Annotated in this window: 18 protein-coding genes and 1 tRNA gene; 14 read left to right on the plus strand and 5 right to left on the minus strand. The window is 37.7% G+C overall.

Translation table 11 applies throughout. The annotated features are described in order from the left end of the window. Positions 1–7: 7 nt before the first annotated feature. The 5 genes from SJPD1_RS03485 to SJPD1_RS03505 all read right to left on the minus strand — a co-directional run bounded on the left by SJPD1_RS03485 (position 8) and on the right by SJPD1_RS03505 (position 7,011). On the minus strand, positions 8–3,235 hold the full coding sequence (locus SJPD1_RS03485; protein WP_096045980.1) for an ATP-binding protein: 3,228 nt from the start codon (positions 3,233–3,235) through the stop codon (positions 8–10). A 15-nt stretch (positions 3,236–3,250) separates the two neighbouring features. Further along, the gene (locus SJPD1_RS03490) at positions 3,251–3,649 is read right to left on the minus strand and encodes an SEL1-like repeat protein (protein ID WP_087437916.1); all 399 of its coding nucleotides are present in this window, start codon (positions 3,647–3,649) and stop codon (positions 3,251–3,253) included. Beyond that, entirely contained in the window at positions 3,646–4,818 is a 1,173-nt protein-coding gene (locus SJPD1_RS03495; protein WP_096045981.1) for a hypothetical protein, read from the minus strand. Before SJPD1_RS03495 ends, SJPD1_RS03490 begins: the two co-directional genes overlap by 4 nt. 61 nt (positions 4,819–4,879) lie before the next feature. Further along, positions 4,880–6,682, minus strand: a complete 1,803-nt coding sequence (gene uvrC / locus SJPD1_RS03500) for an excinuclease ABC subunit UvrC (protein WP_210394427.1) — start codon at positions 6,680–6,682, stop codon at positions 4,880–4,882. Continuing rightward, positions 6,673–7,011, minus strand: coding sequence for a hypothetical protein (locus SJPD1_RS03505; protein WP_226372237.1), 339 nt, complete (start codon positions 7,009–7,011; stop codon positions 6,673–6,675). The genes uvrC and SJPD1_RS03505 overlap by 10 nt, the downstream gene beginning before the upstream one ends. Before the next feature lie 233 nt (positions 7,012–7,244). Here SJPD1_RS03505 and nadB point away from each other — a divergent pair, with 233 nt between their 5' ends. The 14 genes from nadB to pckA all read left to right on the plus strand — a co-directional run bounded on the left by nadB (position 7,245) and on the right by pckA (position 23,687). Next, positions 7,245–8,714, plus strand: coding sequence for an L-aspartate oxidase (gene nadB, locus SJPD1_RS03510; protein ID WP_096045984.1), 1,470 nt, complete (start codon positions 7,245–7,247; stop codon positions 8,712–8,714). Next, on the plus strand, positions 8,702–10,051 hold the full coding sequence (gene nhaD, locus SJPD1_RS03515; RefSeq protein ID WP_096045985.1) for a sodium:proton antiporter NhaD: 1,350 nt from the start codon (positions 8,702–8,704) through the stop codon (positions 10,049–10,051). Before nadB ends, nhaD begins: the two co-directional genes overlap by 13 nt. 13 nt (positions 10,052–10,064) lie before the next feature. Further along, positions 10,065–11,600: a glutamine-hydrolyzing GMP synthase gene (gene guaA / locus SJPD1_RS03520; RefSeq protein ID WP_096045986.1), complete on the plus strand. Its 1,536-nt coding sequence runs from the start codon at positions 10,065–10,067 to the stop codon at positions 11,598–11,600. Between the two features lie 6 nt (positions 11,601–11,606). Beyond that, positions 11,607–12,233 carry a uroporphyrinogen-III synthase gene (locus SJPD1_RS03525; protein WP_096045987.1) on the plus strand — a complete coding sequence of 209 codons (627 nt, stop codon included), beginning with the start codon at positions 11,607–11,609 and terminating at the stop codon, positions 12,231–12,233. Positions 12,234–12,506: 273 nt separating this feature from the next. Beyond that, positions 12,507–13,781, plus strand: a complete 1,275-nt coding sequence (gene purD, locus SJPD1_RS03530; RefSeq protein ID WP_096045988.1) for a phosphoribosylamine--glycine ligase — start codon at positions 12,507–12,509, stop codon at positions 13,779–13,781. Further along, positions 13,771–14,226 carry an RDD family protein gene (locus SJPD1_RS03535; RefSeq protein ID WP_096045989.1) on the plus strand — a complete coding sequence of 152 codons (456 nt, stop codon included), beginning with the start codon at positions 13,771–13,773 and terminating at the stop codon, positions 14,224–14,226. The genes purD and SJPD1_RS03535 overlap by 11 nt, the downstream gene beginning before the upstream one ends. Next, on the plus strand, positions 14,216–16,330 hold the full coding sequence (locus SJPD1_RS03540) for an LPS-assembly protein LptD (RefSeq protein ID WP_226372238.1): 2,115 nt from the start codon (positions 14,216–14,218) through the stop codon (positions 16,328–16,330). The genes SJPD1_RS03535 and SJPD1_RS03540 overlap by 11 nt, the downstream gene beginning before the upstream one ends. A gap of 32 nt (positions 16,331–16,362) precedes the next feature. Next, positions 16,363–18,606, plus strand: coding sequence for a polyribonucleotide nucleotidyltransferase (locus SJPD1_RS03545; protein WP_096045991.1), 2,244 nt, complete (start codon positions 16,363–16,365; stop codon positions 18,604–18,606). Between the two features lie 101 nt (positions 18,607–18,707). Then, entirely contained in the window at positions 18,708–19,010 is a 303-nt protein-coding gene (locus tag SJPD1_RS03550; protein WP_041956852.1) for a F0F1 ATP synthase subunit C, read from the plus strand. A gap of 53 nt (positions 19,011–19,063) precedes the next feature. Then, positions 19,064–19,148: transfer RNA gene (locus SJPD1_RS03555), tRNA-Leu, on the plus strand. A 95-nt stretch (positions 19,149–19,243) separates the two neighbouring features. Next, a complete protein-coding gene (locus SJPD1_RS03560) occupies positions 19,244–19,504 on the plus strand; it encodes a hypothetical protein (protein WP_087437927.1) in 261 nt (86 codons plus the stop codon). 425 nt (positions 19,505–19,929) lie between these two features. After that, positions 19,930–20,160 carry a sodium pump decarboxylase subunit gamma gene (locus tag SJPD1_RS03565; RefSeq protein WP_087437928.1) on the plus strand — a complete coding sequence of 77 codons (231 nt, stop codon included), beginning with the start codon at positions 19,930–19,932 and terminating at the stop codon, positions 20,158–20,160. A gap of 34 nt (positions 20,161–20,194) precedes the next feature. Continuing rightward, complete coding sequence (locus SJPD1_RS03570; RefSeq protein WP_096045992.1) at positions 20,195–22,000, plus strand: biotin/lipoyl-containing protein; 1,806 nt, start codon at positions 20,195–20,197, stop codon at positions 21,998–22,000. Positions 22,001–22,109: 109 nt separating this feature from the next. Then, a complete protein-coding gene (gene pckA / locus SJPD1_RS03575) occupies positions 22,110–23,687 on the plus strand; it encodes a phosphoenolpyruvate carboxykinase (ATP) (protein WP_096045993.1) in 1,578 nt (525 codons plus the stop codon). The last annotated feature ends 37 nt before the right edge of the window (positions 23,688–23,724 follow it).

The raw sequence follows: 23,724 nt of genomic DNA on the forward strand, positions 1-23,724 counted from the left end.
GGCCCTTTTAAATAAACTTATGGATAAGTGTCTCAAGGTCTTTTTTGCTAATTTGATTTGGTAAAATAGCATCAAAGGCAACGGTGGTATCTTGATTTTTGTCTTTTGGATCAATAAACATAATTGTATGGATTTTGCCTACATTATGTTCTTTTTCAGTTGACTGAATCCATGTTGAAAATATTTCTATATCATCAAGAAGCATCTCTTTATCAAAAAGAATAACTTTGTAGTGTTTTGATCCAATTTTTTGTTTAAAATCATTGTATGAAGTTGCTGATTCAACGTATTCACACATTTTACTTAAAACACTTGTAAATATTTTCGTTTCAATAGGGCTTTTCTTCAAAACAAGTACATCTTTGATTTCAATGGTTGGAACGATTGACTCATTACTTTTCTCTTCAGTAATAGGGGTTTGCATATCTTCGATGCTTGTTGACAAATGAGGGACTTCTTCAGATAGAAGAGGCATATTTGTCTCAATAGGCTGATGCTCTACTGCAGCTTGTTTGACGTCTACCGAAGGAACTTCCTCTTGAGCTGCAAAATCAATTTTATCTTGAATAAAGAGGTTAAGAATACTAATAATGCTGTCTTTTTTGATTGGTTTGGTGATGTATTCATCCAACCCTTCTTTCATAAAACGCTCGCGATCACCTTTGAGTGCATTAGCAGTAATTGCAACAATAGGAATATGGGGGAGATGGTTTTTTTCTTCATATTCGAGAATTTTATGCGTTGCTTCAATACCATCCATAACGGGCATCGCAATATCCATAAAGATCATATCAAAATTGTCATTACGTCGGCGTTCTACAGCTTGAAGACCATTAGGTACAATCGTAATATTAAGGCCTAAATCTTCTAATGTTCTTCGAATTAATTTTTGATTAATCTCATTATCTTCGGCAACAAGTACATTTGCTTTAAATTTCTTGCCAAAAGTAACTTTTGGCAATGGTTGTGGCTCAATACGGTCTTCTTTTGCAGGTAAAAATTCGCGTTTGGATTCTAACGCTCTAACAAGTTTTGATACGTTGATTGGCTCATAAATTGGTGTAATGTATTTCGTATTAAACTCATTGTACTTAACCTGTTGAGAAGATTTAAAGATTAGAATAATAGGTAACTTGATTTTTTTATACTCTTCAAGCTCTTCTTTGGTCAGATTGTTATAATCAGCGACGATGATATTGCTTCCTGCTTTAAAGATAAGATTTTTAAGTGCAGGAAAATCTGTATAGTATTTTGCATGTGCTCCAAAATAAGTAAAGTAATCATACATAAACTCAGTGTGTGCTTTATTACTATTTAGAGGTGAATAGATGGCACAGTTAAAGTCATTGAAATGATCTTTATAGTCGGTACCGCTTGAACTTGACTCTAAAAGGTCTAATACAAAGAAGAAGCGGCTACCTTTACCTTCGTCACTTTCAACTTCTAAACGACCACCCATAAGAGCAATATATTTTGATGAGATGGTTAGGCCAAGTCCTGTACCTCCAAACTTTCGTGTAATTGTAGAATCAGCTTGATTAAAGGCATCAAAAATACCTTCGATTTTATCTTTGTTAATACCAATACCTGAATCTTGTACACTAAAGAGTACGCGAGCTTTATCAAGCGGTGCATTATCGACACGTTTGATTTCTACCGTGATTTGACCATTGTTTGGAGTAAATTTAACAGCATTACTCATCAGATTGATGAGCACTTCTTTGATCTTAACAGCATCACTTTTAAGATAATTGTGTAAGCTAGGGTCAATATACAAGGAGAGCTGAATATTTTTCTCAGCAGCTTTAGGTCCATACACTTCAACGGCATTCTCAAACTCATCAATAGGGGAGAAGAGAATTTCGTCGATTTCAATTTTATTGCTTTCCACTTTAGAAAGGTCAAGAATATTATTAATAATGGCTAAAAGGTTTTCAGAACTTTTTTCAATAACATCCACAAATTCGCGTTTTTCTTCATCGAGATCAGAATTTTTCAAAAGTTCTGTAAATCCAATAATACCATTAAGCGGCGTTCTAATCTCATGGGACATATTAGCTAAGAAGATACTTTTTGCAGCACTGGCTTCTTCCGCATTTTTCTTTTCTTTGGCAATGTTTTCAATGGCTCGATCGATAATACCGTAGGCAACGTTCATACCTTCCGCTGTATTAAAGTCAACTTTTTCTTTTGTTTCGGCAAGCTCTTCAACACGTGTAAAGATATTTTCAAGGCCTTGAACATTCTTTCTAAATTGTCCTGAAAGTCCTAGTCCTAAGAACATCAAAATGATGGAAATAATCCATGTAAGCCCTGCACCAATCAATTGACCCATATTTTGAGTATCATAGTTTTTTTCTTCTACATTAAGAGAAGCTTTAATAATTTGAGCAGATTTGTCAAGAATATCAATTTTTTTCGTTAAGAGACCAAACCAGAGCGTAGGGTCGATTAAGTATTCGCCGCTTTGTGCCGCTGTAATAAGTTCAGCCTTTACTTGGGTGATTTCCTCATCAAGTTTAATATTCTCTGGGAGTTTATAAAGCGTTTCAATTTGTGTGCGTGTTCCTTGGTCATTAATAGTAGTATGATCAAAAATATTGGAAACACCAAAAATACTAATCCAAATTTCAAGATCCTTAGGGCTAAAAGGGACATATTGACTGAGGATTTTAGAAACGAAACCTCTTTCTTGTCCTAAGTATTCAATATTTTTGTAGGCAGAAATTAAGGAGTATGTGAGGTTCGAGATATTGGAGTTGGAATTGATGGTTCCAAGTGTCTCAAGCTCTTTTAAGAGAAATGTATTAACCTGACTATAGTAATCAAAGAACATTTTATTAAAGTCAATCGAAAATTTATCGACTGCTTGACGCATATCACCAACCTTGTTAAGGTAGAGGATAGTATTTTTAATATTTGGTGTTACTTCATGTGTTTGATAAAAGTTATGAAATTCTGTAATGGCTTTTGTAACAGCTACGCGTTGTTCTTGGAGAGATTCTTTTGCAATACTTCCTTGACTTGAAATATAAGAAGCGCTCAGTCCTCTCTCTTTTGCAAGCTCAATAGAGAGTGTGCTTAAAACTCTGGTACTTTCTATTTTATTTTTCAGTGTTAACGTTGTATCAAATTGTTTGTATGATAAGAAGAGAAAGTAACTGGAAAAAATAAAAAGAATAATCAGAGGATATTGACTGATAAGCTTTAAAGTATGCTGAGTCGTTAATTTCATGGTCGGAGTCCTTTATTAACTGTTTAGTAGTATATTGTAAGTAGAAGCAATGTCTTTACATGTAACGCTATCTTTTGCCCCTTGGTTGAGGAGGGAAACAGCCTCATCATGTTTGACTTTATTTTTAAGATAGGCTTCGGCAAGGTAACATTTTGCCTTAATATTGCCTTTCATCACCGCTTGTTCTAAGTAGGGAATAGCAAGTGCTGGGTTGGCTTCAACGCCTTCACCGTAAAGATACATTTTGCCAAGGTAAAAATATCCTTGCACTGAATTTTCTTTCTTAATCGAGAGTTCAAATAGCTCTTTAGCATGTGTGAAGTTACCACTTTTATACTCCATCATTGCATCTCGAAAGCTATCTGCAAATAAGAAAGATAGAGGTAAAAGAAGGCCCAATATCAGTTTATTCATAAAACATTCTCCTTAAAACGAGCAACTGAATCTTGAAGGTTTTTTAATGTCTGGAGAATTTCTTCTTTGGTATCAAACTCTAAACTGGTCTCTAGATGCTCAAATTGATTGGAAAGTGAGGCTATTTGTAAATGAAGTGCAATGCTCTTGAGTTTTGTAATCTCTTCTTTTGCATTGTTGCGGTTATTGTCATTAATAGCTTGCAACAGAAGGGGCATTGCAATATTTAAGGCATTGATATACTCTTCAAGGATTTGTGCTAACGTGCTAATATCCAGTCCTAGCTCTTCCGCACACTGTGCAAGATCAAACTCTTCATCTTCTACGAGTAGCGGTGCTGGTGCTTTTCTGAGCTCTTCAACAAAGAGTGTTGTATCTTCACGGAGATTTTCTTCTTTGTCATCGGGATAATTTTCAATAGGTGCTACAAAATCAAGATCATTGATTTTAATTTGGTCGATCGAGTGATATTCAAAAGATGTGTCTTCATTTTGTTTCTCATCACTTTTAGGTTCTTCTAAAATATGATCGTCAAATTTAAGTTTAAAATCAAATGAATCTTCTGGGAAAGGAAGTGATGAACCAATTTTCAAATCACTCTCTTCTTTAGATTCATCAAACGTCTCTTCTAAAGGTTTGAGTGTGGGTGCTATGAAATCATCCTCTCGTTCTGTAGTAGATAAAGATAACGGGGTATCAAAGTTAATATCAGATGACAAGGATGGTGGGGCATATTCCACAAAAGCCTCTTCATGCGGAATGAAGCTAGGAGTTAATTCTTGTTCGACCATAGGTGCAGAAGCTGGAGATTTGTTCGTTGAAAGAGGTAGATCATGTTTAAATGGAGCGTTGTTCAGTTCCACACTGTAGAAAAGAAATGATCCATTCATCTCTTTTTGGAGGTATATTTCGTTAATAGCTAGTGATGTCTCAATTTCTTTACCATTTTTGGTTTTGATCAAAACGCGTTTATTGGGTGTACCGCTATGCTGAGCATAATCAATCCATGAGAAGTTTTTGAACTTAAAGATAAAGCCAGGTTTGTTCACAAAGAGGTCGGCAAAATCATTGTGATAATTACGAAACTCTTCCATGTCTTCGTATCCTAATAGATACAACTCTTGGGTTCCCATTCCTAGAAATAGACCACTTTTATCGTAAAGTATCAAATGACGATCCTTGAGTGAACGTTGAAAATTCCATTTTAACTCACTTATACTTAAAACTAACCTACTTTTTTAAGCTCTGAAATAGATTAGCACCAAGCTTCTTACCTACGGTGACCTCTAGCTCTTCTTGACTCGCTTCATAGATGGCTTCAAAGGTTCCAAAGTAAAGCAGTAATTTTTTGATTGTTGCTGCTCCTACGCCTTCAATGGTCTGAAGTTCCAAACTCATATCGCGACCTCGTTTTTTCTTTTGATGATAGGTGATGGCAAAGCGGTGCGCTTCATCCCTAAGGCGTTGGATAAACTGCAAACGTTTATCACTCGTGGGGAGCTCAAACGATTGGTTTTGATTGTAGAGAAGATCGTGCGCACTGCCTTTTGAGCGGTTTGCTTTGGCGTCGCGTTTTTCTTTAGCAATGGCGAGTAAATCGACGTGTACCCCTTTTTGAGAGAGCAGACTTTTCGCCAATTTTAAAATGGTTTCGCCTCCATCGAGCACCCAAAGATCGGGAGCAGATTCTTTGGAAAAATCATTAATGCGACGCTCTAACATTTCTCGCATTTGTGCATACTCATCGCTGTGGTGAAGTTCGTAACGGCGGTAACTAGCCTTGTCAAACCCTTCATCCCAAACGACCATGCCTCCGACGGGGGATTTGCCTCCAAGATGGGAGTTATCAAAAATTTCAATGCGTTTGGGAAGGGCTGTAAAATCAAATAGCACTTGCATCTGTTCTGTGAGAGAATTATTGTTTTTGGTGCTGTGTTGAATTAAAATTGTTTTGGCATTCTCTTGCGCCATAGAGGTTAAATGCAGTTTTTCACCGCGTTGTGGGACGCTAATGGTGATCTTTTGCCCAAATTTTTCACTTAAAAATTGACTCATATCTTCGTGTTCGTTAAAGGATTCTGCGATGAGAATCTGCTTGGCAAAGGTTTGATTCATCGGGTTGTAAAACTCAAAGAGTGCGCGTTGATACAGCTCCTCTTTCTCAAAACCGTACGCATTGTGCATGAGTGTGTGCGATGTCGAGACGATTTTGCCACCACGAATAAACAGACGCATAATCACTGCTGTTTTTTCCATGATCTCAACTGCAAAGACATCGTAATCTTCCAGTTTTGAGAGTTCTACATGCGTTACATGTAAAGCGTCTTTAATGGAATTGATGATGTCACGAAGCTTCGCCGCCTCTTCAAAATTGAGCTTCATCGAAGCCTCTTCCATCTTTACATGTAAAAGGGTAACGAGCTTTTTTTGATCGCTTAAAGCTTCCAAGGCTTCTTGGACAATTTTGGCGTACGCTTCGGTGTCTATCTTTTGTTCACACGGTGCTAAACAGCGGTGAATCTGGTGAAACAAACAGGCTTTTTTGCCTTTCAAACAGCCCTTCTTTTGCACCAGTGGAAAAGCTAAATAAAGCGCATCTAAAAGTGCCTTAGCTGAACCTGAAAGGGGACCAAAATACTTCATATGCTTATCGTTGACAATTTTACGTGTGATCTCAAAACGGGGGAACGGCTCAGCAAGATTGATGGCGATGTACGGGTAGGTTTTATCGTCGCGCAATAAAATGTTGTACTTGGGTTTGAGCTGTTTGATCAGCGAGTTTTCCAAAATGAGTGCGTCGTGTTCGCTTTGCACGACGATGTATTCGACATTTTCGACTTCACTAATCATCTTGGCGATGCGCGGTGAGAGATTAGGCGCAGCACTCAGTTCACCCGAAAAGCGAAAATAGCTCTTCACACGATTTTTAATGCTTTTGGCCTTGCCCACATATAATAGCATGCCTTGCGCGTTAAAATATTGGTAAATTCCCGCATTGTGCGGAGCGTTTTTAAGTTTTTGGGCTAGCATGATCGATTTTTTGTAATGGTCTCTTTAATCGCTTCAAAAAGTGCGCGCAGTTTTTCATCCTCACACAGCGTTTCAAAGGCTCCCGTGGCTTGTTCCGCATAGAAAATTTCTGAATTAGCAGAGGCAATCAACGCCTCTTCTTCGTTTTTTTGATTCGTGACAAAGGCTTGAACCTCGTTTACATGTAAACAAGCACACTCTGGAAAATGTGCATGAACCTCTTTTAATAGACTCTTTATTAAATTACGTTTATAATTAAATTCCATTTTGGCACAAGGATGATTGAGTACAAAAAAGAGCGTATCGTTTTTGGTGTACACAAAGCGTATCATGCTTGTGAAGCTTTTGGGTAATAAACTGAGCAATCTGTCATAACAACGCACCTGCTCATATTTCTTCATAGAAGGTTGTTGTACGAGATGAGAAATTATACTTTTAGAATCTTTCATGTTCTCATTATAGCATGTTTGGGCTTTGCTCTTTTTGGTTGTGGTTTCAAGGGTCCTCCTATTTACAAAGACAGTAACACAACGACCTATCCTAAAAATATACGCACAACCGTCAAATGAAAACGTCGTATGATGTTTTAATTATTGGTACAGGCATTGCGGGTTTAAGTACGGCACTTGCACTACCACGCTCACTGAGTGTGCTTATTGTCTCTAAAGATTACGCATGGGAATGCAATACCTTTTACGCACAAGGTGGTGTCGCCGTTGCCAAAGATACGGCTGACATACCTTTACATGTAAAAGATACACTCGGCGCTGGGGCAGGACATTGTGACCCAGAGGCGGTTAATGTGCTCTGTTCTGAAGGGCCGATTGCGATCAAACGTTTAATCAATATGGGATTTCATTTTGACAAAGATGAAGATGGAAATCTTCTCTACACCAAAGAAGCAGCACACAGCACCAACCGCATTTTACACGCAGGTGGTGACGCCACAGGGCGCTACATTCACCTTTTTTTAATGCAACAACTTCCTTTTCCTATTCTTTATAACACGCAAGTCACTGACCTATTGATTGATGAGGGTGTCTGTTATGGTGCACGTGTTTTTCATGCCGATAAAATTTTTAATCTTTATGCTAAAAAAGTCATTATTGCCAGTGGTGGAGTAGGGTCTCTTTACGAGTATCACACCAATGCGCGAACGATTAGTGCCGATATGCAAGGCATTTGTTTGAGTCATGGCATTGCACTTGCAGATATGGAAATGATGCAGTTTCACCCTACCGCTTTTGTGCTTGGCAACAGCGTTCGTAAACAGCTTTTAAGCGAGTCGCTCAGAGGCGAGGGCGCCATGGTGGTGGATGAAGATGGGAGACGGTTTGTGTTTGATTATGATCCACGAGGCGAACTTGCACCCCGCGATGTGGTGAGTCGTGCCATTTTTCGCTATAAACAAAAAACGGGTAAAGAGGTCTATTTAGACTTAAGTGCCTTTACCAAAGAGCATTTTGCACAGCGTTTTCCGAGTATCTATTTTAATATGACCAATATTGGCTACAACGTACCTGAACAGCGAATTCCTATCTCTCCAGCCTTTCACTACTCCATGGGTGGCATTAAAACGGATTTGCGAGGAAACGTTTTACATGTAAAAGATCTTTATGCCGTTGGCGAGTGCGCAAATACCGGTGTGCATGGAGCAAACAGACTTGCAAGTAACTCATTGCTTGAAGGATTAGTGTTCTCCGCTCGTGTGGCAGAGGAGATCAAACAGAGTATCTTCGAACCAAAGGTACAGCGTACGTTTAGCGAAGTTGAAGAAGTGCTGATACACGAAAATGACAAGGTGCTTAAAAATGAGTTACGCCATTTGATGTGGTATTATGCAGGCATCCTGCGAGAACCAAAAAATTTGGAAAAAGCAAAAAAGAGAGTGGAAGAGATGTTAGCATTATCCATTGGAAAACTGCTGAGACTTCGACTTTTAGTGTCACTTGAAATTATTACCAGTGCGCTTAATCGAAAAGAATCACTGGGTGCACACTATTTACAACAAGGGAATGACCTATGCGAATCTTAGTAGCGCTATTTGTTTTAGTTAATACCATTTGGGCGTCAAGTGGTCAAAATCTTACTAATACTTGGGTTGGAATCGTCTCATTAATCCTCTTCGTTGTGGGGTATTATGTCGTAGCCGCTGAGGAAAAATTTCATATCAATAAATCAAAACCTGCTTTGTTTATGGGAACATTCATTTTTATTCTCATTGGTATTTATTTTGCCGTAAATGGGATGGATAATACACCTTTAACGCATGAACTTGATGCTCTTATTTTAGAGATCGCAGAGATCTTTTTCTTCTTAATGGTAGCAATGACCTACATTGAAACGATGATTGAACGACGTGTTTTTGATGCGCTGAAATATAATTTAGTTTCAAAAGGCTATTCGTATAAAAAACTATTTTGGTTAACAGGAAGCTTAGCGTTTTTTATTAGTCCTGTTGCAGATAACCTCACTACGGCCTTAATTCTCTCCACAGTTCTGATCACAATCGAAAAAGAGGATAAACTCTTTTTAGTCCCAGGTGCGATTAACATTGTTGTAGGTGCCAATGCTGGTGGCGCTTGGAGCCCTTTTGGTGACATCACTACGTTAATGACATGGATGGCAGGTAAAGCTACGTTTGTTGAATTTTTTGGACTTTTCCTTGCCGCCTTTTTAGGGTGGTTGCTCACGGGTTGGTTACTCTCCTTATCTGTTCCCAAGACAAAGCCCCATTTTGACGCCAGTGTTGAACAAAGGGTTGTGATCTTAAAAGGTGGAAAAGTGGTGATTGCTTTAGGTGTTATTACCATTATCTGTGCCGTTTTATGTCAACAACTTTTCCATATACCACCGATGTGGGGTATGGTTTTTGGACTCTCTTTACTTAAGCTCTACACCTATCAGCTTAAACGTAGAAGCAATGAATTTATCAGTATTTTTCAATCCATCAGTAAAATTGAATACGATACACTGTTCTTTTTCTTTGGTATTTTAGCTGCGGTTGGAGGGCTTCATTTTTTAGGTTTCTTAGATTTAGCTGCAAAATTGTATGATAGTGCAGGTGCAACCACGGTTAACATTGGCGTAGGCTTTTTATCGGCTATCGTCGATAATGTCCCGGTGATGAGTGCCGTGTTAAAAGCCAATCCTACGATGAACGACGATCAATGGTTATTGGTAACAATGACCGCAGGTATTGGTGGGAGTTTGATTAGCTTTGGTTCTGCTGCAGGCGTGGGTGTTATGGGAAAACTTAGAGGTATTTATACCTTTGGAACGCATATGAAATACGCATGGACAGTGTTTGCTGGCTATGTTCTCTCGCTGGTGATTTGGTATATTCAGTTTGAAATTATTGGCATATTTTAATAGAAGGAAATAAATGAAAGAAGTCCCCATCTTAGTCTTAGATTTTGGTTCACAATACACTCAGTTGATTGCACGTAAGCTCCGTGAGAGCGGTGTTTACTGTGAGATCGTGCCTTACAATGAGAAGATTGAAGATATTCAAAAACGTAACCCAAAAGGTATTATTTTAAGTGGTGGTCCTGCGTCTGTATATGCGAAAGACTCGTATCATCCTGATCCTGCTGTTTACGCACTTGGTTTGCCTCTTCTTGGTATTTGTTATGGAATGCAACTTTTAACGCAACATTTTGGTGGAAGTGTTATTCCTGCGACGCATCAAGAGTATGGTAAGGCAAAACTGCAATTTGAGAGTGACCATAAAATTTTTAAAGACACACCATGTGGACAAATTGTTTGGATGAGCCATGGCGATAAAGTGGAAGCATTACCAGTGGGATTTGAGAAAATTGGGTACAGCGAAAACTCACCGTATGCGGCTATTGCCGATGAAAAACGCAATATGTATGCCTTTCAATTTCACCCAGAAGTTTTTCATTCAGAACAAGGTAGTAAGCTTTTAAAGAACTTTGCAAAATACATTTGTGGCTGCGAAAGTACTTGGAATATGGGCTCATTTGCGAAAGAGCAAATTGCGAAGATTCGTGAAAAGGTTGGTTCTAAAAAAGTCTTATGCGGTGTCAGTGGTGGCGTTGATAGCTCTGTGGTGGCAACCCTTTTAGCTGAAGCGATTGGCGATCAACTTGTTTCCGTGTTCGTGGACAATGGACTGCTGCGAGCACACGAACGTGAACAAGTTGAAACGATGTTTAAAAGTCGCAATGTTCCCCTCATTACGATTGATGCAAGTGAGAAATTTTTAAGCAGACTTGCGGGTGTGAGTGATCCTGAAAAAAAACGTAAAATCATCGGCGAAACCTTTATCGAAGTGTTTGATGAAGAGGCGAAAAAACATGATGGAATTCATTTTTTAGCTCAAGGTACGCTTTATACCGATGTGATTGAATCTGTATCGGTCAAAGGCCCTTCCAAAACGATCAAATCACATCATAATGTTGGTGGTTTGCCTGATTGGATGACGTTTGAACTGATTGAGCCTCTTCGTGAAATCTTTAAAGATGAGGTACGTATTTTAGGAGCAGAATTAGGGCTTCCAAAAGATATGCTTTCTCGCCATCCTTTCCCAGGACCGGGTTTAGCTATTCGCATCATGGGGGAAGTTACGAAAGAGGATTTAAAGCTTTTACGCGCAGCCGATGTCATTATGCTTCAAGAGCTTCGTTCATCTGGATACTATGACAAAACGTGGCAAGCCTTTACGGTTCTTTTAAATGTGAAAAGTGTTGGCGTCATGGGTGATAATCGAACGTATGATAATACCATCTGTGTCCGAATTGTGGATGCAACAGACGGTATGACCGCAACCTTCGCACACATCCCACATACGATTTTGGAAAATATCAGCCGACGTATTATCAATGAAGTGGCTGGCATTAACCGCGTGGTGTATGACATCTCCTCAAAACCACCTGCAACGATTGAATGGGAATAACAGACGATGATCTACCTCTTCAGCGATAAAGCGTATGAAGGGGTAGTGCATCTCCCACTTTTTGAGATTGTGTTTGATCCAACGCCTCTTGATTTGGAAGGATTTGATGCCATCATTTTTACCTCAAAAAATAGTGTTAAAGCGCTCGATCGAAATGGCAGAGCATGGAAAGATAAAAAAGCCTATGCCATCGGCGAAGGAACAGCTTCGTTTATAAAGAAGTGTGGCGGCAATTTAGTCTTTACATGTAAAGAGTCGTATGGCGACGCATTTGCCCAAATACTCACTCCTCTTTTAACCAATCAAAAGGTCTTCTTTCCCCGCGCGAAAGAGGTTTCCTCTTCACTGTTTGAAATTTTACATGTAAACCATATTGACATAGAACAACGCATTGTGTATGAGACAAAATGTAAGTATTATCCTTCTTCTTTTACCCCTTTAAAAGAATCTAAACTTATTTTTACTTCACCCTCTACGGTACACTGCTTTATGAAAAATTTTGACTGGGATGAGAGTTATACCGCCATTGCTATTGGTGAAAAAACAGCTTCCGCTCTGCCTTCACATGTTAAAAAGATTGTCTCTTCCTCTCAAAGTATTGAGGCGTGCGTCGCCTTGGCAAAAGCTCTTTAGAAGCTAAATTCCTTTATAATTAAAGAAGTTTAGTAGTTTGCCTCGCCTGGGTGAAGCGACAACCGTTTTCATGAGGGTCCAACAATTAGTATACGGGAATACGTACATTTTTGGTGTGCCTGTGGTTTCGTTTGAGCTTTGTAAAAAGTGAGAGATTGCAGCCTAAAGAAAAGGTCGACTCCCAGAAGTTGGCTTATTAGGGCCGCTTCAATCACGGAACGCTCACTTGGGTTTTTACATGTAAACGAAATAGATTTTTTTGGAGAAATATTAATGAAGGTAATGGTTGTTGGTAGTGGTGGCAGAGAATATTCTATAGGTTTAGCACTGAAACGTGATCCAAACGTAACTGAACTTTTTTTCGCACCGGGCAATGGTGCAACGCCACAACTTGGAAGCAATGTTACCTGTAAAGATTATGAAGCATTAGCCAATTTTGCTAAAGAAAATGGCATCGATCTGACCGTTGTCGGACCAGAAACCGCTTTGGTGGATGGTATTGTCGATATTTTCAAAGCCAAAGGTTTAGTCATTTTTGGTGCATCCAAAGCAGCAGCTCGTTTAGAGGGCTCGAAAATCTTTATGAAAAACTTCCTTTCTCGCTATAACATTCCAACCGCAAAATTTATCGAAACGAGTGATGCTAAAAAAGCCAATGATTTTATCGAAACCCTTGATCTCCCTATCGTTGTAAAAGCCGATGGTTTGTGTGCCGGTAAAGGTGTCATCATCGCGCAAAGCAAAGACGAAGCGAAAGAGGCTGTGAGTGATATGCTCAGCGGTAAAAGTTTTGGTGATGCAGGGCTTGGCGTCGTTGTCGAAGAATTTTTGGATGGGTATGAGCTCTCCTTATTTGTTATTTGTGATGGTGTGGATTATAAAATTCTTCCCGCAGCACAAGATCACAAACGTTTGAAAGATAATGATATTGGACCTAATACGGGTGGAATGGGTGCATATGCACCAACCCCATTAATTGATGAAGTGCTATATAAAAAAGTCGAAGAGCGTGTGGTTAAGCCGACGCTTGCAGGTATGCAAAAAGAGAATGCTCCCTTTGAGGGTGTGTTGTTTATTGGCTTGATGATCGTCAAAAATGAGCCGATTGTTTTGGAATACAACGTTCGTTTTGGCGATCCAGAGTGCGAGATTTTAATGCCACTGTTAAAAACACCTGCGAGCGAGCTTTTTTATAAAGCGGCAACAGGCAACCTTAAAAATTTAAACATAGAATTTTTTAATAAATATGCTATTGCAGTCGTGATGGCAAGTGAAAATTATCCTTATGGCAATTCAAAGCCAGCAGAAATTATTATTGATAAAAATGTTCATAAAGATCTCGAAAATACGCACATCTCTTACGCAGGCGTCAGCCTTGAAGATGGTAAGCTTTATGCAACAGGCGGACGTGTCCTTTTATGCGTGGGTGTAGGTGATAGCATCAAAACGGCACGTGATAGTGCCTACCTGCTTTGTGGACAAGTCCATTTTGCTGGAAAACAATTTAGAAGCGATATTGCATATCAGGCACTCAAGCATGACAAATGAAGAGTTGATTGAAAAGTTTGAAAGCGAAAATATTACATTAGCGCCACTACAAAAGCGTGGACTAGCGTATTTGATTGACGAAATCTTAATTTCCGTTCTTTTTTCATTGATTTATCTTGATCAAATGCCTGAAAATGTGACGACAGAAGAGCTTCTAAATACTATTAACAGTCTGTTTATCTATGTTGTCGTATTAAAAGTGATTTATCAAACTTTTTTTGTATGGATGTATGGAGCAACGTTAGGAAAGATTGCGATGAAAATCAGAGTGATTTCAACAGCTGATTTAGAAAATCCATCTTTAGTCCTTTCGTTAAGTCGAGCAGTGTTTAGAATTATTAGTGAGTCCATATTTTATTTAGGCTTTATATGGGCGTATTTAAATCCAAAAAGAGAGACATGGCATGATAGAGTCGCCAACACGTTGGTTATCAATGCGAATTAGATTTTTTTTCCTATTGTTGCTTTCTTTGGGAAGCTTATGGGCAGCACCAACACAAAAAACACCTCAAGATGTAGAAGTTTTAGCAAACAATGTGAGTAAAGAAGGGACATTAGTCCATGCTGTTGGCAATGTGGTTCTTTATAGTCCAAAGTATCTTATTACTGCAGATGAGGCCTTCTATGATCAAGCCAATGGTGATTTAGAGCTCTTTGGTAATATTACGCTACTTGAGGGCGTGAATTATGCTTCCAGAAGTGGGCATACCAAGATTAATCTTAATACCGACAAAGGCGTTTCAGACCCTCTCTTCTTTTTTGATGAGAGTTCCGATGTATGGATAAAATGTGAAAATGCCATTTTAAATCCTGATACCTACATTACTCAAAAATCCATTGTTTCGAGCTGCAATACTCAAGACCCTGATTGGAAAATAGCATTTACGTCAGGAGAATTCGATAAAGAAAACAAATGGTTACATCTTTATAATCCTGTCTTTTATGCAGGTGATATTCCCGTTTTGTACCTCCCTTATTTTTCATTTACGACGGACAAAACTAGGCGTACAGGACTTTTAAAGCCTGAATTTGGGATGAGTAGCCAAGAGGGTTTTTATTACATGCAGCCTATCTATTTTGCTCCTGATGTGAACTACGATGTAGAGCTTCGCCCGCAGGTACGAACAAATAGAGGTGAAGGAATGCACGGAACCTACCGTTTTGTAGACTCTGCCTATTCTAATGGTTCTATTACAACAGGGTACTTTAAGGAACACAGTAGCTATGCCAAGGATGAAAACCTAAAAAATGATAGCCATTATGGTTTACAAATGACATATGATCGTAGTCAGCTTTTAAGTGAAAAATATAATACTATTGAAGATGGCTTATGGTTTGATATCAATTATCTTAACGATATAGATTATTTTAATACGATGAGAAATGATACGTTGAGCTATGATAAATTAGCAACTTCGCGTTTCAATTATTATATTAAGCACAATGAGGACTATTTTGGGTTTTATGCTAAATATTATATTGATACTTCACTAGTAACCAATGATACAACATTGCAAGAATTACCAACATTACATTATCACCATTTTTCAAATCCACTTTTATTTGATAATTTACTCTATTCTGTTGATTATCAAGCCCACAACTATACACGTTCAGAGGGCATAACGGCATTTCAAAATGAGTTTAATGCTCCATTTACCTTATATTTTTCATTTTTAGAAGATTATTTACATGCAAGCGTTTCAGAAAATATTTATGCAACGCATATTGCTTATGGAAACGATGATACACAAGAAAATGAGGGAAAATATTGGAGAAATTATCATAAATTTTCACTCTATACAGAACTTTCAAAACCGTACGATAATTTTTATCATACAATGTATCTTAATCTTGATCAAATTCTTCCTAGTAAAGAGGATGAAAATGGTTATGTAGCTAATTTTATTGCTTTAAATACATTGACTAAAAGTACCTCTTTAACACTCAAAGAATTTTTTTATAATGAAGATGGTGAAAAGAAAGTAAGTCACTCATTAAAACAGATTTACTACAGTGACTACGATTATAAGTATGGTGATTTGGAAAATGATCTCAAATACTATGTAACCGATAAAATTTATTTAGGGCATAATTTACATTATTCCCATGAATTTAGTAAAGTGTCTCGTAATCAAGTTTCTATTAATTATGCCGATGATATTTATTCGACATCATTACGCTATACCTACCAAGATAAAACATATCGAGAAAATACAATTTATAAAGTGAGCCAAGATATTTCATCTAATAAAGATTATAGCTTTGTGACTCTATATGCTGACAGTAAATATTTCACACATTATAATATTTTCTCAAGTGTTGATTATGATGTACAAGATGATCAATTTAGATCATGGAATATTGGGTTTAAAAAGAGTTTGAAGTGCTGGGATTATTCTATACAATATAGAGATAAAATAACGCCTAAATTAACGAGTGCAAGTGTTGACTCAGTGAATAGAGAAGGTATTATGTTTATGTTTAATATCTATCCACTTGGTAGCGTAGGATATGATCTTTCGAGAGAGTCCGAACAAAAATTTTAAAGAGATGTAGTTAATAAACGAAGGAGAAAAGAGTGGAATATAAAATTACCGTTAATAATCAAGAAGAGATTTATGATCTTGGAAAAGTTGCAAAACAAGCAGCAGGTGCTGCATTATTGAAAATTAAAAACACTGTTATTTTAGCAACGGTTGCAAGAGATGACAGCCAAGTTTCAGAAAATTTTGTACCATTGACCGTACAATATGTTGAAAAAACATATGCTGTTGGAAAGATTCCTGGTGGTTATTTTAAACGAGAAACAAAGCCTGGTGATTTTGAAACACTTACCTCACGCATTATTGATCGAAGTCTTCGCCCCCTTTTCCCTAAAGGATATGCTTATCCAACCCAAATTGTTGTTTTTGTCTTAAGCTGTGATCCTGAAGTTGATCTTCAAGTAGCTGCACTTAATGCTGCTAGTGCGGCACTCTATCTTTCTGATATTCCTGTCAATAAAGCAGTTGCAGGTGTACGAATAGGATATATTGATGGAAAATATGTTGTTAACCCTTCTAATTCGGCTTTAAAAACAAGCACTTTGGATCTTTACGTTGCAGGTACAAAAGAAGAACTTTTGATGATTGAAATGCGCTCTATTGCATCAATGGAAAGCATGAATCTTCCAATCATGGCCATTGATCCAATGCTTGATCCTACATTAGCAGAAAGTGTTATTACAAAGCAATCGATTAATGAATTTAATGAAGATGCAATTTTAGAAGCAATTGATAAAGCTCAAAGTGCGATTACTGAGGCTACAAGTGCGTATGAGCAAACATTTGCACCTTTGAAAAAAGAAGACGCAGAGCTTGATTATAAAGAAGATTTAGAAAATGATTCTATCTTTGCCTATATTGATGAATTTTATAAGCAAGACGTGCATAATGCCATCAATCAAATGGCAAAAAGTGAGCGAGCTAATGAGCTTAATAAAATTGTAACTAAAATTTTAAGTGATGAAGTTGCCGTTTTAGAAGGATGGAGTAAAGAGCTTGTTAGCAGTGTGATTAATGCATATAAAAAGAAAATAGTACGTGAAATGATTATTGATAAACATGTTCGTGCGGATGGTAGAAAACTCAATGAAATAAGACCTATTAGTATTGAGACCAATATTTTACCATTGGCGCATGGATCATGTCTTTTTACCCGTGGACAAACACAGGCTTTAGCTGTCGTGACACTGGGTAACGATAAAGATGCACAAATGTATGATCTTTTGACTGAAAAAAATACAATTAATGATACCTTTATGGTGAATTATAATTTTCCTGGATTCTCCGTGGGTGAAGCTTCTCCTCTTCGTTCACCAGGGCGCAGAGAGTTAGGACATGGTAATCTTGCACGCCGTGCCTTAGAGCCGGTTCTTGATATAAACCGTCTCCAAACAATTCGACTTGTGTCTGAAATTTTGGAGTCAAATGGTTCGTCTTCAATGGCAACCATTTGTGGTGGAGTATTAGCACTTAAAGCGGCAGGGATTAATATTGAAAAATTAGTTGCAGGTATTGCCATGGGGCTTGTTTTTGAAGGTGATAAACATGCAGTTTTAAGTGATATTATGGGCTTAGAAGACCATGATGGTGATATGGATTTTAAAGTCGCAGGAACAAGAGACGGTATAACTGCGCTACAAATGGATATTAAACTCGGTGGTATTTCACGTGATGTCCTTAAAGAGGCATTATACCAAGCCAAAGAGGGAAGAGCGCATATTTTAGGATTAATGGAAGCAGCAAGTCAAGAGATTGTTGTTAACAATTCTATTTTGCCAAAACTTGAACTTTTCAGTGTTGATCCATCAAAAATTGTGGATATTATTGGACAAGCAGGTAAAACTATCCGAGAAATTATTGAGAAGTTTGAGGTCTCTATTGATCTTGATCGAGAAAAAGGTGAAGTTAAAATCGCAGGTGAAAACAAAGAAAAAGTTGAAGCTGCAAAAGAGCACATCATTCAAATTACCAACAAGCCTTCCTTTGGTGGACGTGGTGGTGGAAGAGATAGAGGAGGGGACAGACACAGTGCCCCTAGAGAAGAGAAGCCAGTTCCTACATTTGTGCAAGATGAAGTGGTAGATGGTGTTGTCAAACGTATTGTTGATTTTGGTGCATTTATTGAACTCCCTGGTGGCATTGATGGTCTCCTTCATGTCTCTAAAATTGCTGATCACCGTGTTGATAAAGTCAGTGATTATCTCGCTTTGGAGCAAAAAGTACGTGTCAAAATCTTGAAGCAAACGGGGAATAAGATCGAGTTAGGGCTAGAGCGCTAACTTTAAAGGGTTTTTAACAATTAGATGGCTATAATCTCGCTCACAAAGTGGTAAGTAGGGGTTTATCCGAACAGACTTTGAAAAACAAATAGGAGCAATCTTTGAAAAAGATTCTTTTTTTAATGGTAGCATTTGCAACGTTAGCGTTTGCAGGTGAGGGCGAAACAGTTAAAGCTTACTCAGCACTTGCTGTAGGTATCGTACTTGGTCTTGCTGCACTTGGTGGCGCAATCGGTATGGGAAATACTGCATCTTCAGCAATTTCTGGAACAGCAAGAAATCCTGGTCTTGGTGGTAAACTTGTCACGACAATGTTTATTGCACTTGCGATGATCGAAGCTCAAGTTATTTATGCACTTGTTATCTCTTTGATCCTTCTCTACAAAAACCCATTTCTTGGTTAATAACAAATAACAAAACATGGGAGTCTTTAATTAAGACTCCTTCCTTCTTTTATGCGGTCGTGGTGGAACGGTAGACACGCTACCTTGAGGTGGTAGTGCCTTACGGGTGTGGGGGTTCAAATCCCCCCGACCGCACCATTTTATCTCTCTTATTTTCCCTACACTGTTTTATTAAATTCGATGTCAAATTATGTTACTATTTACAAGATTATATAAATCTCGAAAGGTATCTGATGCGAGACTTAGAGCTCAAAAATGTTATTAAGCTAAATGGTAGGGAATTTCTTATTTCGACAATAAGTATGCATGTACGTCACTCTTTTTTTGAAGGTGATGCTAAAAAAGTTGTCTACGAAACAATGGTTTTTGAAATTATTAATGATGAAGTACAATTTCATCATCCGATTTTTAATGAGCGTTATAATATGCCAGATGAAGCTATCTCCGAGCATGGTGCTATTATTAAACATCCTGAAAATTTCTTTATTCTTTAAGCTCAAATTTCTTAAAACCAAGTATCTTACAAATAATTTGAATGAACTTACGTTACTGTATGTTGATATGGTAGGTAAGTTCAAAAATAAATCGTGTAAAAAAATTGTATCTGGGTCTATGAAGACTGTAGTATTCCAGATTTAATTTTTTTATGCTGTCTTAATTAATATTCATCTCATGATATCACCAATATCTTCTTAATAAACTCCTAAAATACATGGTATAGAGCAATTTTTTTTGAAGACAAATTCCATGATTTAGCTTTTCAAACAGATCCTTTTGTTGTAAATATCTTTACATGTAAAGCAGTAAATTTATCCCTACTTCAGCACTTTTCTATGGGTTTGATTTAATAAATAAAATGATAAAATACTAAAATTTTGACTATTGTTTTTAGTTAAATTTAAACAAAAGGGTTGCATTTATGGAAGTGAATCTGTATGTGGAGAGCTTAAGATTCTTGGTTCTTACCCAATCTACATACTTTGTGCTTTTAGCTATATTGACCGTTATGTTCAACGTTCAGGTTAAAATCATTATGAAATACTTCCCAATGGAAAATGAGAGTATTCATATGAGTAATTCTACTGAAGAATTATTGCAAAAAGATAACTTCACAGTTGTCGCAGCAATTGCTGCTTCTATCAAGTCTTAAAACAAAAACAAAATACTAAAAGGGCAAAAAGAAGATGGCGAAAAAATACATCGATGTGATGGATACGACGTTTAGAGATGGGTTCCAGTCAGTTTTTGGTGGACGTGTACTTATGGATGACTTTTTACCTGCAGTAGCGGCAGCAAGAGAAGCAGGTATTAGCCATTTTGAATTTGGTGGTGGGGCACGTTTCCAAAGTCTTTACTTCTATTTAAATGAAGATGCCTTTGAAATGATGGATAGATTCCGTGCTATTGCAGGTCCTGATGCGAACCTTCAAACACTTGCTCGTGGTGTGAATACCGTTATGCTTGATACTGGTAATCGTGAGCTCATTGATTTACATGCTAAAATGTTTAAAAAACACAGTACAACAACCATTCGCAACTTTGATGCACTGAACGATGTCGAAAACCTCAAATACAGTGGTGAGCGTATTGTGCATCATGGTCTTAAACATGAAATCGTTGTGACGATGATGGATCTTCCTCCTAAATGTGTGGGTGCTCATGATGTTGCTTTTTATGAGAAAACACTGAGAGCTATTTTAGATTCAGGCATTCCCTACCATAGTGTTTGCTTCAAAGATGCCAGTGGTACGTCAAGTCCTCAAAAAGTTTATGAGACCATAAAAATGGCAAAAAAACTCTTACCTGAAGAAATGCATGTACGACTTCATACGCATGAAACAGCGGGTGTCAGTGTTGCGTGTTATTTAGCTGCTCTTGAAGCGGGCGTGGATGGTATTGATCTTGCCGCTGCTCCTGTGAGTGGAGGTACAAGCCAGCCAGATATTCTAACGATGCTTCATGCGGTCAAAGGTAAAAATTATGATCTTGGTGGATTAGAGCTTGAAAAAATTCTTACCTATGAAGATGTTTTACAAGATTGTTTAAAAGATTATTTTATGCCACCAGAAGCAGTGCAAGTCTCTCCTTTGATTCCTTTTTCTCCGATGCCTGGCGGTGCATTGACTGCCAACACTCAAATGCTTCGTGACAATAATATTCTTCATAAATTTCCAGAAGTGATTAAAGCAATGCGTGAAGTGGTTGAAAAAGGTGGATATGGAACCAGTGTTACGCCTGTATCACAGTTTTATTTTCAACAAGCATTTAATAATGTCATGTTTGGACCATGGACAAAAATTGCTGAAGGGTATGGCAAAATGGTACTTGGGTATTTTGGGAAAACTCCAGTTGCCCCCAATGCTAAAGTGGTTGCACTTGCCAGTAAACAATTAAAACTTGAACCAACCAAGAAAAATGCGCTTGATCTTGCTGATGAAGATGAGAGTAAATCGTTAACAACAGTTAAGCAGCTTTTGGAAAAAGAAGGCTTAAAGACGACAGAAGAAAATATCTTTATTGCTGCTTCATGTAAAGATAAAGGTATTGCTTTCCTCAAAGGCGAAGCAAAAGTTAATGTTCGTAAAATTGGTAAAGCTGATAAAGAAAAAGTACTTTGTAATGCTTCTGAAGATTATACTGTTATTGTTAACGGTCAAAAATACAATGTTAAGCCATCTGATAAACAAGATGCCTTTGTTATTAATGGACAAGAATATTTCATTGAAATTGAAGAAGGGTGTAGTGCAGAAGCTGGTAACGCGGCACTCATTCCTTCTAATAGTGCTGAAGTGAGAGCTGGAATACCTGGTTCTATTTTTAAAGTTTTGGTGAATGTTGGAGACAAGGTGACTAAAGGGCAAGCAGTCATCGTTATAGAGGCGATGAAAATGGAAATTGAAGTTCCAGCAACCATCGATGGTGTTGTCAGTAGTGTTCGTGTTAATCAAGGTGATGTCATCGTTAATAATCAACTACTGGTCACGCTATAAGCTATTAAAATAGATAGAGCCAAATGTGGCAGGTGTCACTTGGCTCTTCGCTGTTGCAGAGACTTTCTGCTATGAATGATAATTAAAATGTATTGAGGATATCAATAATATGTCGAAGATTAATGAAATTGAAAAATTAGGGTTAACCAATCTTGGAAAGGTTCACTACAATCTAAGTTACGAAGAGCTTTTGAAACATGAAATTGCAAATAATGAAGGTCGTGTTACAAGTAATGGTACATTTAGTGTAGATACAGGAATTTTTACAGGACGAAGCCCAAAAGATAAATATTTTGTAGATCAGGAGCCTTCTAATCAATATATCTCATGGGGCAAAATGAACCATAAAGTAAGTAAAGAGATATATGAAGAACTTTTTGCAAAAGTGAAAAAAGAACTCTCCGGTAAAGATATTTATATTCAAGATGCTTTTAGTGGTGGAAGTTTAGCCAGTCGCAAGAGTATTCGCGTTGTCACGGAAATTGCATGGCAGGCACATTTTGTAAAAAATATGTTTATTAGGCCTTCAGAAGAAGAATTAGCACATTTTAAACCAGATTTTGTTCTTTATAATGCATGTAAAATAGTCAATGAAGACTATAAAAAACACAATTTACACTCGGATGTTTTTGTTGTTTTTAATGTGGAAGAGAACATTGCCATTATTGGTGGTACGTGGTACGGTGGAGAGATTAAGAAGGGAATCTTTTCTATGATGAATTACTGGTTGCCTTTAGAGGGAAAACTTTCTATGCACTGCTCTGCTAATGTGGGTGAAAAAGGTGATACAGCTCTTTTCTTCGGTCTTTCAGGAACCGGAAAAACAACGCTTTCAACGGATCCAAAGCGCAAGCTCATTGGGGATGATGAACACGGTTGGGATGATAATGGTGTTTTCAATTTTGAGGGTGGCTGTTACGCTAAATGTATCAATCTTGATCCAAGCAGTGAGCCTGAAATCTTTGGTGCGATTCGTCAAGATGCCCTTCTTGAAAATGTTGTCATTAATGATAAGTGTGTGGTTGATTATGCGGATGCCTCTAAAACAGAGAATACCCGTGTTTCGTATCCAATTTATCATATTGATAACCATGAAACGAGCTTACAAGCAGGACATCCTAAAAAAATTATTTTTTTAAGCGCCGATGCATTTGGTGTTTTGCCTCCGGTGTCTAAACTTAACAATGAACAAGCAATGTACTATTTCCTCAGTGGCTATACCGCTAAAGTTGCTGGAACAGAACGTGGTATCACGGAGCCTGTTGCCACTTTTAGTGCTTGTTTTGGTGAGGCATTTTTACCACTGCATCCAACCGTTTATGCAAAACTCTTAGGTGAGAAAATCGCAAAGCATAACGTTGATGTTTATTTGGTCAATACAGGTTGGACTGGTGGAAGTTACGGTGTTGGAAAACGAATGAGCATTAAAGCAACACGTGCATGTATTAATGCAATCTTAGATGGCAGTATTAACGATTGCGAATTTGAATCTATCCCTGTTTTTAACATCCAAGTACCAAAAGCACTTGATGGTGTCCCAACAGAAATTTTGAATCCTAAAAATACGTGGGAAAATAAAAGTTTTTACGATGCAACCAGAGATGAGCTTGCTGGTATGTTTATTGAGAACTTTAAAAAATACATTACAGCAGATTCTGATTTCTCAAATGCAGGTCCAAAACTCTAATTTTAACTTTACATGTAAAGGAGTTTTTGAACTCCTT

The sequence above is a fragment of the Sulfurospirillum diekertiae genome (genome assembly GCF_002309535.1).
In the GTDB taxonomy this organism is placed as follows: domain Bacteria; phylum Campylobacterota; class Campylobacteria; order Campylobacterales; family Sulfurospirillaceae; genus Sulfurospirillum; species Sulfurospirillum diekertiae.

Bases quoted from the DNA above. Each gene is read 5' to 3' on its own strand.
- SJPD1_RS03485 (WP_096045980.1), bottom strand. From the start codon at position 3,235: ATGAAATTAACGACTCAGCATACTTTAAAGCTTATCAGTCAATATCCT.
- SJPD1_RS03535 (WP_096045989.1), top strand. From the start codon at position 13,771: ATGACAAATGAAGAGTTGATTGAAAAGTTTGAAAGCGAAAATATTACA.
- SJPD1_RS03505 (WP_226372237.1), bottom strand. From the start codon at position 7,011: ATGATACGCTTTGTGTACACCAAAAACGATACGCTCTTTTTTGTACTC.
- SJPD1_RS03490 (WP_087437916.1), bottom strand. From the start codon at position 3,649: ATGAATAAACTGATATTGGGCCTTCTTTTACCTCTATCTTTCTTATTT.
- SJPD1_RS03560 (WP_087437927.1), top strand. From the start codon at position 19,244: ATGCGAGACTTAGAGCTCAAAAATGTTATTAAGCTAAATGGTAGGGAA.
- guaA (WP_096045986.1), top strand. From the start codon at position 10,065: ATGAAAGAAGTCCCCATCTTAGTCTTAGATTTTGGTTCACAATACACT.
- SJPD1_RS03525 (WP_096045987.1), top strand. From the start codon at position 11,607: ATGATCTACCTCTTCAGCGATAAAGCGTATGAAGGGGTAGTGCATCTC.
- SJPD1_RS03540 (WP_226372238.1), top strand. From the start codon at position 14,216: ATGCGAATTAGATTTTTTTTCCTATTGTTGCTTTCTTTGGGAAGCTTA.
- SJPD1_RS03570 (WP_096045992.1), top strand. From the start codon at position 20,195: ATGGCGAAAAAATACATCGATGTGATGGATACGACGTTTAGAGATGGG.
- SJPD1_RS03565 (WP_087437928.1), top strand. From the start codon at position 19,930: ATGGAAGTGAATCTGTATGTGGAGAGCTTAAGATTCTTGGTTCTTACC.
- nhaD (WP_096045985.1), top strand. From the start codon at position 8,702: ATGCGAATCTTAGTAGCGCTATTTGTTTTAGTTAATACCATTTGGGCG.
- nadB (WP_096045984.1), top strand. From the start codon at position 7,245: ATGAAAACGTCGTATGATGTTTTAATTATTGGTACAGGCATTGCGGGT.
- purD (WP_096045988.1), top strand. From the start codon at position 12,507: ATGAAGGTAATGGTTGTTGGTAGTGGTGGCAGAGAATATTCTATAGGT.
- pckA (WP_096045993.1), top strand. From the start codon at position 22,110: ATGTCGAAGATTAATGAAATTGAAAAATTAGGGTTAACCAATCTTGGA.